The 14,145-nt window shown below is 60.5% G+C and carries 10 protein-coding genes; 7 read left to right on the forward strand and 3 right to left on the reverse strand.

Features of this window, described 5'->3' with window-relative positions; all coding sequences use genetic code 11:
* Window positions 1–26 precede the first annotated feature (26 nt).
* Both CQ002_RS03575 and CQ002_RS03580 read left to right on the forward strand, forming a co-directional pair.
* Window positions 27–497 carry a RidA family protein gene (locus tag CQ002_RS03575; RefSeq protein WP_105161767.1) on the forward strand — a complete coding sequence of 157 codons (471 nt, stop codon included), beginning with the start codon at window positions 27–29 and terminating at the stop codon, window positions 495–497.
* Complete coding sequence (locus CQ002_RS03580) at window positions 494–1,675, forward strand: aminotransferase class V-fold PLP-dependent enzyme (protein WP_034103959.1); 1,182 nt, start codon at window positions 494–496, stop codon at window positions 1,673–1,675. Before CQ002_RS03575 ends, CQ002_RS03580 begins: the two co-directional genes overlap by 4 nt.
* On the opposite strand, the gene CQ002_RS03585 is transcribed toward CQ002_RS03580, so the two are convergent.
* Window positions 1,672–2,013, reverse strand: a complete 342-nt coding sequence (locus CQ002_RS03585; protein WP_034103958.1) for a hypothetical protein — start codon at window positions 2,011–2,013, stop codon at window positions 1,672–1,674. The genes CQ002_RS03580 and CQ002_RS03585 overlap by 4 nt on opposite strands.
* 218 nt (window positions 2,014–2,231) lie before the next feature.
* Between CQ002_RS03585 and rapA the strand changes: the two genes are divergently transcribed.
* A complete protein-coding gene (gene rapA, locus CQ002_RS03590; protein WP_034103956.1) occupies window positions 2,232–5,078 on the forward strand; it encodes an RNA polymerase-associated protein RapA in 2,847 nt (948 codons plus the stop codon).
* Between the two features lie 148 nt (window positions 5,079–5,226).
* On the opposite strand, the gene CQ002_RS03595 is transcribed toward rapA, so the two are convergent.
* Entirely contained in the window at window positions 5,227–6,573 is a 1,347-nt protein-coding gene (locus CQ002_RS03595) for an MFS transporter (RefSeq protein WP_034103954.1), read from the reverse strand.
* 251 nt (window positions 6,574–6,824) lie between these two features.
* Here CQ002_RS03595 and CQ002_RS03605 point away from each other — a divergent pair, with 251 nt between their 5' ends.
* From CQ002_RS03605 to CQ002_RS03615, 3 genes are all read left to right on the forward strand, one after another.
* Window positions 6,825–7,190, forward strand: a complete 366-nt coding sequence (locus CQ002_RS03605; RefSeq protein ID WP_069022195.1) for a YkgJ family cysteine cluster protein — start codon at window positions 6,825–6,827, stop codon at window positions 7,188–7,190.
* Window positions 7,191–7,329: 139 nt separating this feature from the next.
* Complete coding sequence (locus CQ002_RS03610; RefSeq protein ID WP_105161766.1) at window positions 7,330–9,594, forward strand: bifunctional diguanylate cyclase/phosphodiesterase; 2,265 nt, start codon at window positions 7,330–7,332, stop codon at window positions 9,592–9,594.
* Window positions 9,595–9,799: 205 nt separating this feature from the next.
* Complete coding sequence (locus CQ002_RS03615; RefSeq protein WP_105161765.1) at window positions 9,800–11,977, forward strand: hypothetical protein; 2,178 nt, start codon at window positions 9,800–9,802, stop codon at window positions 11,975–11,977.
* 291 nt (window positions 11,978–12,268) lie between these two features.
* Here CQ002_RS03615 and CQ002_RS03620 read toward each other — a convergent pair whose 3' ends face one another.
* Entirely contained in the window at window positions 12,269–12,571 is a 303-nt protein-coding gene (locus tag CQ002_RS03620) for a DUF2288 domain-containing protein (RefSeq protein WP_034103946.1), read from the reverse strand.
* Between the two features lie 341 nt (window positions 12,572–12,912).
* Between CQ002_RS03620 and CQ002_RS03625 the strand changes: the two genes are divergently transcribed.
* The gene (locus CQ002_RS03625; RefSeq protein ID WP_034103944.1) at window positions 12,913–14,052 is read left to right on the forward strand and encodes a branched-chain amino acid ABC transporter substrate-binding protein; all 1,140 of its coding nucleotides are present in this window, start codon (window positions 12,913–12,915) and stop codon (window positions 14,050–14,052) included.
* The last annotated feature ends 93 nt before the right edge of the window (window positions 14,053–14,145 follow it).

Genomic DNA, 14,145 nt, shown 5'->3' on the forward strand with positions numbered 1-14,145 from the left:
AGCCTCCCGAACACAGAGGATTGATCATGAGCGACTCCATCCGCCAACGCGTGCAAGCCCTGGGCCTCACACTGCCCACGCCCAGCCAGCCGATCGCCAACTACATCAACCACGTCGCGAGCCAGCACCACCTGTTCGTTTCCGGGCAGATTCCCCTGTTGGACGGCAAACCGGCCTACGTAGGTCGGTTGGGTGAGTCCGTCAGCGATGACGAAGGCGCACACGCGGCAGAGCTCGCGGCCCTCGGCCTGCTGGGGCAGTTGAGCGATGCCTTGGGTGACGACCTGTCGCGCCTGGAGCGCACCGTGCGCCTGGGGGTTTTTATCGCCAGCAGCGGTGATTTCAAACAACAGAGCGTGGTTGCCAACGGCGCCTCCAACCTGCTGGTCAACGCCCTCGGCGAAAAAGGCCGGCACGTGCGGACTGCCATAGGCGTTTCCAGCCTGCCCGCCGGCGTGGCAGTGGAGGTGGACGCGATTTTCGAGCTGCGCCCGTGAGCCCGCTCGACGTGCAGCACCTGCGGGATGAAACGCCTGGTTGTCAGTCCGGCATCGTGCACTTCAACCATGCCGGCGCCTCCCTGCCCAGCCAGGCGACCCTCGACGCGATCATCGAGCAACTGCAACGGGAAGCCCGTGACGGCCCGATGGAAGCCGGCGAGCATGGCGCGGTGCTGGCGGAAAAAGCCCGCCGTGCTGCCGCGCAACTGCTCAACGCCCCCGCCTCATCAATCGCATTTGCCAGCAGTGGCTCGACCGCCTGGAGCATGGCATTCCAGGCCTTGGGGCCTTGGCAGCCGGGCGATCGCATTCTGGTCGGCCGCCATGAATGGGGCGGCAACCTGGCCAGCATGGAACTGGCGGTGCAAGCGGGGGCGCGGGTGGAAGTCATCCCTTGCGACGACAGCGGTGCAGCCTGCCCGCTCGCGCTGCAGGCGATGATCGATGCCAGGGTGAAGTTGATCGACCTGACCTGGCTGCCGGCCAACGGCGGCCTGATCAACCCCGCCCAGGCTATCGGTGAAGTCGCCAGGCGTCATGCCATCCCCTACTTCATCGACGCCGGCCAAGCCGTCGGCCAGGTGCCGGTGGATGTGCAAGCACTGCACTGCGATGTGCTCAAGTCGGCCGGACGCAAGCACCTGCGCGGGCCACGTGGCACAGCACTATTGTATGTGCGGGGGGATTTCCTCGAGCGGTTGAGCCCCGCTCAGCGTGATGTGTTTTCAGCGCCCTGGACCGACCAGGGTTTCGACCTGCGCAACGACGCACGGCGTTTTGAAACCAGCGAGACATCCTTTGCCTTGCTGGCGGGGCTGGGCAATGCGTTGCAGGAAATGAATCGGCTGGGCATCGAGCGCGTCTGGGAGAGGGTTTCGCGCACCAGTGAGCGAATCCGCGAGGCATTGCGGGGGATGGCGGGCGTTACCCTGCATGACCTCGGCACTCGCCAATCCGGCTTGATCGCCTTCAACCTGGCCGGCTGGGATGCATTCGAACTCAAGCGACGACTGGGGTTGAAGCGCATCAACATCGGTGCCAATGGCGTCGCCTACACACCGCTGGACATGCAGGCGCGGGGCCTTGAAAGCGTGGCGCGGGTCTCTGTCAGCCCACTCAATAACGACCATGATATCGAGTTGCTGCTAGCGGCCCTGCGGGAACTGCGCGACTAGACTTCGACGTCCACCCACAGGCCCTGGCGCGGCGCGTCTTCAATCAGTGGCACGACTGGCACGGTGTTGTCGGCGTTGAGCAGGTCCCCCGGAATGGCCAGGTGCTGCTCCGGGTCTTCATCGGCTTCACGCCGACGTTTCTGTTGCTCCTGCTGCCGGCGCTGTTCTTCGCGCAACAAAAAGGTCGACTGCTCGGCATCGCCCTTTTTCAAGTCGATGGTGCTTTCGTTGGACCCCGGCTGAACGGGTACCACGGGCGGGATATCCGGCTTCTGGCGCACCGGATCGAGTTGTGACGTGACCGGCACAACGCTGACGGGCAGCATGGGTGGCAGCATAATGATTACTCTCCTGATCAACAGGCTTTCGGCGGGTTGCAGGGCGACTTGAGCACAGGCTCGCCAAGCTGTGACCCAGTCGACACTCGCAAGTGCCCGCCACCCGTCGATTCAACGTCCGATGCGCCTGCCAAGGGCGTAGTTTTTCTCAGAGTCCTTGGGCGTGGGGGCTTGTTCCGTTAAGATAGTCGGCTTTTTCACGGCGGGAGTCAGGCAGCATGGCGCAGCAGTATCAACCGGGGCAACGCTGGATTAGTGACAGCGAAGCAGAGCTGGGGTTAGGCACCGTTCTGGCACAGGACGGCCGCTTGTTGACCGTGCTCTATCCGGCCACTGGCGACACCCGCCAGTATGCGCTACGGAATGCGCCCCTCACTCGCGTGAGGTTTTCGCCGGGCGACTCCATCACCCATTTCGAAGGCTGGAAAATGACCGTGCAGGAAGTCGACGACGTCGACGGCCTGCTGGTGTACCACGGCCTCAATGGGCAAAACGAGCAGGTCACCCTGCCGGAAACCCAACTGTCCAATTTCATCCAGTTCCGCCTGGCCAGCGACCGCCTGTTTGCCGGGCAGATCGACCCGCTGGCCTGGTTCTCGTTGCGCTACCACACCCTGGAACACACCAGCCGCCAGTTGCAGTCGGCGCTGTGGGGCCTGGGTGGCGTGCGTGCGCAACCGATCGCGCACCAATTGCACATCGCCCGTGAAGTCGCTGACCGTATTGCGCCACGGGTACTGCTGGCCGACGAAGTGGGCCTGGGCAAGACCATCGAAGCGGGCTTGGTGATCCATCGCCAACTGCTGTCGGGCCGCGCCAACCGTGTGTTGATCCTGGTCCCGGAAAACCTGCAGCACCAATGGCTGGTGGAGATGCGCCGCCGTTTCAACCTCCAGGTTGCGCTGTTCGACGAAGAACGCTTTATCGAAAGCGATGCCACCAACCCGTTCGAAGACACCCAATTGGCCCTGGTGGCCCTGGAGTGGCTGGTGGACGACGAGAAGGCCCAGGACGCGCTGTTCGCTGCCGGCTGGGACCTGTTGGTGGTCGACGAAGCCCACCACCTGGTGTGGCACGAAGACAAAGTCAGCCCGGAGTACGCGCTGGTCGAACAGCTCGCCGAGGTCATTCCTGGCGTGCTGCTGCTCACCGCCACCCCGGAACAGCTGGGCCAGGACAGCCACTTCGCGCGCCTGCGCCTGCTCGACCCGAACCGTTTCCACGACCTGAAGGCCTTCCGCGCCGAAAGCGAAAACTACCGCCCGGTCGCCGAAGCGGTGCAGGAGCTGCTGGACAAGGGTCGCCTGTCACCTGCGGCGCACAAGACCATCCAGGGTTTCCTCGGTAACGAAGGTGAAGCGTTGCTCACCGCCGTCAACGATGGCGACACCGAAGCCAGCGCACGCCTGGTGCGCGAGTTGCTCGACCGCCACGGCACCGGCCGCGTGCTGTTTCGCAACACCCGCGCCGCCGTGCAAGGCTTCCCCGAGCGCAAGCTGCACGCCTACCCCCTGCCGAACCCGGACGAATACCTGGAGTTGCCGCTGGGCGAACACGCCGAGCTGTACCCGGAAGTCAGTTTCCAGTCGCAGCCGGACGTCGAGGACGACAACCGCTGGTGGCGCTTCGACCCACGGGTCGAGTGGCTGATCGACCAACTCAAAATGCTCAAGCGCACCAAGGTCCTGGTGATCTGCGCCCACGCCGAAACCGCCATGGACCTGGAAGACGCCCTGCGCGTGCGCTCCGGCATCCCGGCCACGGTGTTCCACGAGGGCATGAACATCCTCGAGCGTGACCGTGCCGCCGCCTACTTCGCCGATGAAGAGTTTGGCGCCCAGGTGCTGATCTGCTCGGAAATCGGCAGTGAAGGCCGCAACTTCCAGTTCTCCCACCACCTGGTGCTGTTCGACCTGCCGTCCCACCCGGACTTGCTGGAACAGCGGATCGGCCGTCTGGACCGGATCGGCCAGAAGCACGTGATCGAACTGCACGTGCCGTACCTGGAAACCAGCCCGCAAGAGCGCCTCTTCCAGTGGTACCACGAAGCGCTGAACGCCTTCCTCAATACCTGCCCAACCGGCAACGCCTTGCAGCACCAGTTCGGCCCACGCCTGCTGCCGCTGCTGGAAAACGCCGACGACGGCGAATGGCAAGCCCTGATCGACGAGGCCCGTGCCGAGCGCGAGCGCCTGGAAGAAGAGCTGCATACCGGGCGCGACCGCTTGCTCGAACTCAACTCCGGCGGCGCGGGTGAAGGCGATGCGCTGGTGGAAGACATCCTTGAGCAAGACGACCAGTTCGCCCTGCCGATCTATATGGAAACCCTGTTCGACGCGTTCGGCATCGACAGCGAAGACCATTCGGAAAACGCGCTGATCCTCAAGCCCAGCGAAAAAATGCTCGACGCCAGCTTCCCCCTGGGTGACGACGAAGGTGTGACCATCACCTACGACCGTAACCAGGCGCTGTCGCGTGAAGACATGCAGTTCATCACCTGGGAACACCCGATGGTGCAAGGCGGCATGGACCTGGTGTTGTCGGGTTCGATGGGCAACACCGCCGTGGCGCTGATCAAGAACAAGGCACTCAAGCCGGGCACCGTGTTGCTGGAACTGCTCTACGTCAGTGAAGTGGTTGCGCCGCGCTCGCTGCAGCTGGGCCGTTACCTGCCGCCGGCCGCACTGCGCTGCCTGCTGGATGCCAATGGCAACGACCTGTCCAGCCGCGTGTCGTTCGAAACCCTCAACGACCAGCTGGAAAGCGTGCCACGCGCCAGCGCCAACAAGTTCATCCAGGCCCAGCGCGACCAGCTGACGCCGCGGATCAACGCGGGGGAAGAGAAGATCACCCCGCGCCACGCCGAACGCGTGGCCGAGGCCAAGCGCCGCCTGGCAGCGGACACCGACGAAGAGCTGGCGCGCCTGACTGCATTGCAAGCGGTCAACCCGACCGTGCGTGACAGCGAGCTGGTTGCCCTGCGCACCCAACGCGAGCAGGGCCTGGCCATGCTGGATAAGGCGGCGCTGCGACTGGAAGCGATTCGGGTGTTGGTCGCGGGTTGATCACCTCCCTGCCCGGTTAAAAAAGGCCCGCGCAATGCGGGCCTTTTTTATTTGCCTTGAGGGCCTCATCGCGGGCAAGCCCGGCGCCCACAGTTGAAATGCATGCCCCTGTGGGAGCTGGCTTGCCTGCAATAGGTTCGCCTCGGTTTCAAGCCGTAGCCGCAGCAGCCGGCACCTCAACCACCCCCAACCCATCCTTCATCCGCTTGGCATCGCGCACAAAACTGCGCGACGCCTGGAACAGGAACAGCATGGTCAGGAACAACGCCACCGGAATCAGGTACATGGCGTCATGCAACCCAACCGCCTTGTAGGCCTCGGTCATCTGCTCGGCCCCCGCCGCATACATCGCCGAGTGGGCGAAATGATCGGACAAGCCGCCCACCACGATCGGCCCCATGCCACCGCCCAGCAAGTACAAGCCGGCGAAGAACAGTGCCATGGCCGTGGCCCGCAGACGTGGCTCGACCACATCCTGGATCGCCGTGTACACGCAGGTGTAGAAGTTATAGGCGAACAACCAGCCCACACTGAACAGCGCCACGAACACACCGATCTCGATGCGCCCGGCGTGCAATGCCCAGGCAGTGGTCACGGTGGAAATGATCAGGCTGAACGCCGCGAACAACAGCCGGCCATTGGCGACGCGTTGATGGATCTTGTCGGCGATCCAGCCACCGAGGGTCAGGCCGACCAGGCCAGTGATGCCGACGATGACACCGGTGGCGACGGCCGCCTCTTGCAGCGGCATCAGGAAGTAACGCTGCAACATCGGCACCAGGAACGAGTTACAGGCATAGGTGGCGAAGTTGAAACACAGCCCGGCCAGCACCAGCCACAAGAAAGTCGGCACTGCCAGCACGCGCCGGATCGGGCGGTCGACGCGCTCCTGGGAGACTTGCACGGATTCCGCTGCGCCGCGCTTGGGTTCCTTGATAGCGAACATGAACACCGCCAGGATCAGCCCCGGCACCGCCGCGATAAAGAACGGTGCGCGCCAACTGTCGAACGCCTTGACCATCCAGCCGATGGTGAAGAACGCCAGCAACAACCCCAACGGCAGGCCCAGCATGAAAATCCCCATGGCGCGCGCGCGACGGTGCGCCGGGAACAGGTCGCCAATCAGCGAGTTGGCGGCCGGCGCATAGCTGGCTTCGCCAATGCCGATGCCCATGCGCACCAGCAAAAACGTCCAGAAACTGCCGACCATGCCGTTTACCGCCGTCAGACCGCTCCAGGCGAACAAGCCCCAGCCCATCAGTTTGCTGCGCGAGCCGGTATCGGCCAGGCGCCCCAGGGGCAGGCCGGCAATGGCGTAGACGATGGTAAAGGCAGTGCCGATGATGCCGAGCTGAAAGTCGCTCAGGTGCCATTCCATGCGGATTGGCTCGATGATAATCGCCGGGATGGTGCGATCGAAGAAGTTGAACAGATTGGCGAGGAACAGCAGGAACAGAATGCGCCAGGCATTCGCCGCTTGGGTCGAGTTCTGCATGGGTCCGTCTCTTTTATTGTTATGAGAGCTGCGATGCCCGATGCATCCTGCCCGGTACCTGCAACATAGTCAGGCAGGCGACGCTTGTCTGTAATGATTCGTAAAGCTGATAGGGCATGATTTCACCCGGCAGCACGGGACTTTGCCGACAAAAATATAAGTGCGCGCCCCCCTTCCCAACGGCCATGGCACGGATAGAATGGCGAGCCTTCCGTAGCATCCCCCCTTACTTTTTCTTATCGATGACGCCCATGTCCGAAGCCAGTCCGTGTCTGAATTGCGGTGCCTGCTGTTCACACTTTCGTGTGTCTTTCTTCTGGGGTGAGTGCGCCTCGTCGGGGGGCACGGTGCCCGATGACCTGGTGGTGCAGATCAACCCTACCCGCGTGGCAATGATCGGCACCGACCAGAAACCCGCGCGCTGCTGCAGCCTTGAGGGTGAGGTGGGCAAAGGCACGCGCTGCACAATCTACGAGCAGCGCTCGAGCGTGTGCCGTGAATTCGAGTCTTCGTGGTACCAGGGCGTACAGAATGTCGATTGCGATGCAGCACGTGCAGCATTTGGCCTGGCGCCGCTGGAACCACCGTTCGAGCTGGACCTGCCCATCAGCGCTTAGCATCAAACGCTATGGGCGGCATGCCAAAATCATAGAGAAGCAAAGTGCCATTACCGCTTGCGAATTCTCCCGCGCTTCTATACTGGACATCATAGGTCATCGCCTAGGGCTGTGACGTGACGCTATGACGGGACATGCTATGGAATGGCTAGGTCTGCACTTTTTTACCGAGCTTCCAGAGAGCGGGCACTTATTACTCAACTGCAGTCATAACCCCTTTCTGGTGCTGCTGGCCTACCTGGTCGCGTGCGCGGCAGGTTTCGGCACGCTGGACATGGCCGAACGTGTCGGCCATGTCGAGGACCCTACCGCGCGTCGCCACTGGCGCTGGCTCGGCGCCGGGTGCCTGGCGGGCGGGATCTGGTCCACTCACTTCATCAGCATGCTGGCGTTCCAGGCGCCTATTGCGATTCACTACGACCTGTTGATGACGTTCGCATCACTGCTCATTGCCTTGGTCGCTTCGCTGTTCGCAATGCAAACCTTGAGTCATTCGAACCTGCGGTTTCACCAATATTTGCTTGCGTCCATTTGGATGGGGATCGGCATCGCCCTGATGCACTACGTGGGCATGTCGGCCATGCGTTCCCAGGCGCAGATGTATTTCGAATCAGGATTGTTCCTGGCGTCGGTGGGCATCGCCATGGGTGCCAGCCTGGCCGCGTTACTGCTGTCGAGTTATTTGCGCGCCGGCACCGGCGTGTTCCACCAGTTGCTCAAATACGCCGCCAGCCTGGTCCTGGGCGCGGGGATCCTGACCATGCACTTTACCGGCATGGCCGCCATGCAATTAATTGTCCCCACCGGCGCTGACCTCTCGTTACCGTTGAATAACAACCCCATTCAACTCGGCTTGTCAGTGGCGGCGATCACGCTCCTGGTCATCGGCAGCAGCATCAGCGCCGCCCTGGCCGACAAGAAACTCCAGCACAAGGAACGCGACCTGCGCCGTGTCAACGCCTTGCTCAGCGAACTCGACCAGGCGCGTGCTTCCCTGCAACAGGTGGCCCATTACGACGCCCTCACCAGCCTGCTTAATCGCCGTGGCTTCAACCAGATATTCGCTGAAAAACTCGCCGAAAAAACCGCCTCTAATAGGATGATGGCGGTTATCTTCCTCGATATCGACCATTTCAAACGTATCAACGACAGCCTCGGGCATGACGCTGGCGACCAGTTGCTCACCGCCTTGGCCGGGCATATAAAAGGTTCGGTACGCAGCCATGCGGATGTGGTTGCACGGTTTGGCGGCGACGAGTTCTGCATCCTGATCAGCATCCATCACCGCGACGAAGCCCGTCACTTGGCCCAACGCATCATGCAGCAAATGAAAGAACCGATCGAACTGGCCGGCCGGCGCATGGTGATGACCACCAGTATCGGTATCAGCCTGTTTCCCGATGACGGCGTGACCTGCGAAGAGCTGCTGAAAACCGCCGACCTGGCGCTGTACCAGTCCAAGGACACGGGGCGTAACAGCCTGAATTTCTTCAGCTCCAACCTGAAAACCCGCGCCTTCCTCGAACTGCAACTGGAAGAAGAACTGCGCGGCGCCCTGCGCGCGCGCAACCAACTGGTGCTGTTCTACCAACCGATCTTTGACATGAAACAGGGCAAGGTCACACGGCTGGAGGCTCTGGTGCGCTGGCAACACCCTCAGCATGGGTTGCTGGCACCCGACCGGTTTATCGGCATCGCCGAGAGCAACGGGCTGATTGCCGAACTGGACCACTGGGTGCTACGCCAAGCCTGCCATGACCTGAGCCTGCTGTCTGACCGTGGCTACACCGGGCTGACCATGTCGGTGAACTGCTCGGCCCTGAACCTGGCCCGTGACGAGTTGGCGGATGAAATTGAAGACGCCCTGCGCTTCAGCGGAATCGGCGCCAACCGCCTGGAACTGGAAGTCACCGAAAATGCGCTGATGGGCAATATCAGCAGCACCCTGGCCCTGTTGCGCCAAATCCGCGCGCTGGGTGTATCACTGGCCATCGACGACTTTGGCACCGGCTATTCGTCCCTGGCCTACCTGAAACGCCTGCCCCTGAATACCTTGAAGATCGACCGCTCGTTTATCCAGGACATCCCCAAGTCCACCGCCGATATCGAGATTGTCCAGGCGGTTATCGGCATGGCCCATACCCTGCACCTCGAAGTCGTCACCGAAGGCGTGGAAACCCAGGCCCAGTTCGAGCTGCTGCTCAAGCATGGCTGTGATTTCGTCCAGGGTTACCTGTTGAGCCCGGCGGTGCCGTTCAGCGACATCATCGGTGTGATCCAGGGTATCGGCATGCGCAACCCACTCGACTCGCATAGCCCGACGGGCAACAAGGACAGCAGCTCGCCGAAAAAGCCGTCCCCAAGCCTAGGGGGCTCCACGTCGATCGTCAGGCCAATTCGCTGACGCCGAATCTTTGGCATTTCGCCATCATTTGCCTAAAGAACGCCGACGAACGGCCGATTCATCAGAGTCCGGCCAGGTTTTGCCCCGAAAACACTGGGGTTCAACCCACTCGTCCAGGACAAGGACGCACTGTAAAGTCGCGAACTCCCATTCCGTGATGGCCACTTGATACCCTTCAGCCATCCGCCCAGGCACATGGCGCACAATGACTTCTAAAAATAATTCTGCCACCGTGGTATCCGACGTGTTGCTCCCAACTCCTGCGGACAAGCCCTCAGGTTCAAAGTCATTGAGCACGCCTCGCCCGCTGGCCACCCAGCAATACCTTTACTTCACCGAAACCAATACCGACCGCATCCTCGACAACCTCGACGGCCTGCGCGACATGGTGTTCCCGCGCCCGCCTCACCTGGAAGGTGACAGCGATCCGCGCAACGAGCAGGAATTTCCCTCGGTGTGCTTGATCGGCCTGGGCCGCTGCGGTTCGAACATCGCGCTGGACGTAGCAGAGTTGGTGTACAACGCCCGCAAGTTCTACTTGAACGAATTCAGCAACGAAGACAAGTCTCAGGACAAAGGCTACAGCCCCGCCCAGTGGCTCCGTAACAACCTGCGCCTGGGCAGCGGCAAGGCCAGCAAACCGGTGTTCCTGGTAGAGCCGCTGGTAATGCTCGGTGACTTGGACAAGGACATTGCCGGGCGCATCCGTTTCTCGCGCAAAGGCGAGAAAAGTGGCTTCCTGCGCGACTACAGCAAGATGAAAATCATGGACCTGTCGGAAGTCCATGCCGGTGGCGCCGGTAACGCGCCAATCCTCGGCCAGTACCTGGCCAAGATCATCCTCAACAAAGACACCCAGCGCTTTTCCAGCCCCGACTGGAAGATGATCCATTCGTACCTGATCGACTCGTGTGGCATCAAGGCCAACCAGTCGCGCCTCTACTTCTCGATCTTCAGCGCTGGCGGCGGCACCGGTTCGGGCATGGCCTCGGAATTCGGCCTGGCCCAGCAGCATTCGTACATGAACAAGACGTTCGATACCAAGCCAGCCGACGAGCACGACAGCAAGAGCGGACACGCCTTTGTGTTCGAGCCGATCTTCACCAGCGGCATTTGCGTGTTGCCGAATATCTCCGACCACCGCAGCGAAATGTCCGAGGCACTGCACATCAATGCCGGACGACTGCTGTGCAAATACCTCTCGGAAGAATGGGATTTCTCGTACAACTTCGCCAATGAAGACAGCAGCGAAGCCAGTGTGAAGGGCCGCATCCGGCCGTGGAACGCGATGATGCTGATCTCCAACGACATCATGCGTTATGCCGAAGAAAGCGATGACGGCAACATCCAGAACATTGACGTCAATGCCATGGAAAAACACGCCAACCAGTACATCTCGCAGCAGATCTTCAACATCCTCACCGCCCAGGCCGTGACCACCGACTACGACCAGAACTACTTCCGTCGCGCCGGTATCGACATCGGCGAAACCATCCGCCTGGACGCCAACGACCTGTTCATGAGCCTGGCCGGCCCGGTGGCGATTGCCTACGCAGAATCGGTGGTCCCGGAAACGCCGGCACCGTCGAACGACAAATTCAAGGTGTTCGAGAAAGAACCACAGCGCCTGAACATCGATGACCTGTTCTTCCGCTCCATCGACCTGCCGCACTTCAACAAGGTCACCCAGGCCATCGAAGGCATCAGCCTGTTGCCGATCGAATCCAAGCGCTACAAGGCCTCCCTGGAGCAGTACAAGAACTCCGGCTACGACGCGGCCGCACTGCATGACCTGCACTTCTTCAAGAACTGCTCGTCGGTGGTGTCCATCGTGTCGTTGCCCAAGGACTACAAACTGTCCTACATGGACCTGAACCGACTCAAGACCCACCTCAACAGCCTGTTTCCCAACACCACCCTCAAGCGCTACGCGCTGGTGATCGGCGCCTCGGCCAACCTGTCGTTGACCACCCTGATCGCGAAGAGCCCGTGCCTGTCGGATGACTTCCTCACATTGATCGTGGCGTTTATCAAACGTTGCTTTGCACGCAACCCTTACCGCTTTGACGACACCCTGGACAACTCGATCCTGGACTTCATCATCCACGAGGACTTCGACGAAGACCGTATCGACGAACTGCTCAACGAGTTCGAGAACCCGGCAAAGATCCTCGATACCAACTGGTACGCGATCAAGCCGATGTATGAAAAGAAGTACCGCGAATTGATCAACGACAAAGAGAAGTTCGTGTCGATCAATGACATTCGCCTGTCACGGGACTGCGTGAAGAAGGCGATCAAGTACCTGCGCGAGATTTACCGTCACCGGATCGGCAAGACCAAGGTCATCTCGTTGAATAACCATACTGGCAAGACAGCCTGACCGAGTTGCGCCCTTCGCAGGCACGCGAGCGCCCACAGGTGGAATGCATTTCAACTGTGGGCACGGGCTTGCCTGCGATGACGGCCTGGATTGCCCCGAAAACGGATAGCCTTGCCACATCCCGAAACAATCCCACAAGCATTTGACCGCCCGCCAAACTGTTCCCATGACGTGCGCGTCACCCTCGTCTGTGACCTTTCTCTACGGCAAGATGCCATCACCGCTTCCGCAGTTACCCCGCTACACACTTGCGACGGCAAAAAATGCGCACCTTTTTCGTGCAGCGCTTTCCTACGCCGCCCTTTCCTGGATCAGAATCCACGGCGATACCACCACCGCCCACAGGCTCGGATCACGCGCCACCAGGTCCAATGCCCGCGTCGCAGACACCTCGCCCAGGGTCCCCGCGGCCAGCCAGGCAGCGACTTTGTCGCGGTTGTCCTCGGCCATTCCCTCGGCGGCCTCGATCAAATCCAGACCGGCGTCGACCCACAATAGGGCACCCTTGGCAAAGAACGGCTCAAGCTCCTTCCAGGAAATTTCGGCGGTTTCACCGAGCAGCTTGGCATAGAGGGTGCTAGGTTCTTGCGTCATGGGAGTTCACCTTGGGAAAAAATCGGCGCAATCATAGCGTCACGCCTCAAGCAGAAAAACCCAGTTGCAAATGAGTTACCGATAGAAAGTGTCAGGAAAGCCAAGGATTGCCCGAAACTCTGGCATCACCCCGCCGCAATTCTGTCTTTTTCTTTCATTTAAGCGACATACCCGGGTTTTGCCCCCAGCAGCCAGCTTTTCAAGCGATCAACCGGCGCTCTACACTGTACCGGTACAGTTGCCAGGGCACTGCCGGGGGGATATCCGAGATATCTGATCCGGTTCTGCAGCTCACAAGGCCGCTAGAACTATAAAAAATACAACAGTAAGAGTGGAGCACTATGAATAAGGCTACTAAGCAGATTTCCAAACTGTTTGCCGCTATGGTCCTGGCTGGGGTTGCCGGCCATTCGTTCGCAGCCGACACCATCAAGATCGGCATCGCCGGGCCCAAGACCGGTCCAGTGACGCAATACGGTGACATGCAATTCATGGGTGCCAAGCAAGCCATCGCCGATATCAACGCCAAGGGCGGTGTTGATGTTGATGGCAAGAAATTGCTGCTTGAAGCCAAGGAATACGACGACGCTTGCGATCCTAAACAAGCCGTTGCCGTCGCCAACAAAGTGGTCAACGACGGCGTCAAGTTCGTGGTCGGCCACCTGTGCTCCAGCTCCACTCAGCCAGCCTCCGACATTTATGAAGACGAAGGCGTGATCATGATTACCCCGGCTGCCACCAGCCCGGAAATCACCGCACGTGGCTACAAGCTGATCTTCCGTACCATCGGCCTGGACAGCGCCCAAGGCCCAGCAGCCGGCAACTACATCGCCGACCACGTGAAGCCTAAAATCGTTGCCGTCCTGCACGACAAACAGCAATACGGTGAAGGCATCGCCACCGCCGTCAAACAGACCCTCGAGAAAAAAGGCACCAAGGTTGCCGTATTCGAAGGCCTGAACGCCGGCGACAAAGACTTCTCCTCGATCATCCAGAAACTCAAGCAAGCCAACGTCGACTTCGTCTACTACGGCGGCTACCACCCTGAGCTGGGCCTGATCCTGCGCCAAGCCAAGGAAAAAGGCCTGAACGCCAAGTTCATGGGTCCAGAGGGCGTCGGCAACGACTCCATCTCGCAAATCGCCCAGGGCGCTTCCGAAGGCCTGCTGGTGACCCTGCCTAAATCCTTCGACACTGACCCGGCCAACAAAGCCATCGTTGAAGAGTTCGCCAAGAACAAGCAGGACCCAACCGGTCCGTTCGTGTTCCCAGCCTACTCGGCCATCGAAGTGATCGCTGGCGGTATTACCGCTGCGAAGACCGAAGACACCGCGAAAGTGGCAGCCGCCATCCACGCGGGTACCTTCAAGACCCCTACCGGCGAACTGAGCTTCGACGCCAAGGGCGACCTGAAGGACTTCAAATTCGTGGTCTACGAATGGCACTTCGGTAAACCAAAAACCGAAGTTTCCCCTCAGTAAGCCAGGCGTTACTGGTCAACAAGCCCACTGTGAGAGCAGTGGGCTTTGTTTTACGAGGTTTATGGGCCTGACACCCGCGATCCGGGCGCTGGC

The organism is Pseudomonas sp. MYb13 (assembly GCF_002980075.1).
Lineage (GTDB): Bacteria > Pseudomonadota > Gammaproteobacteria > Pseudomonadales > Pseudomonadaceae > Aquipseudomonas > Aquipseudomonas lurida.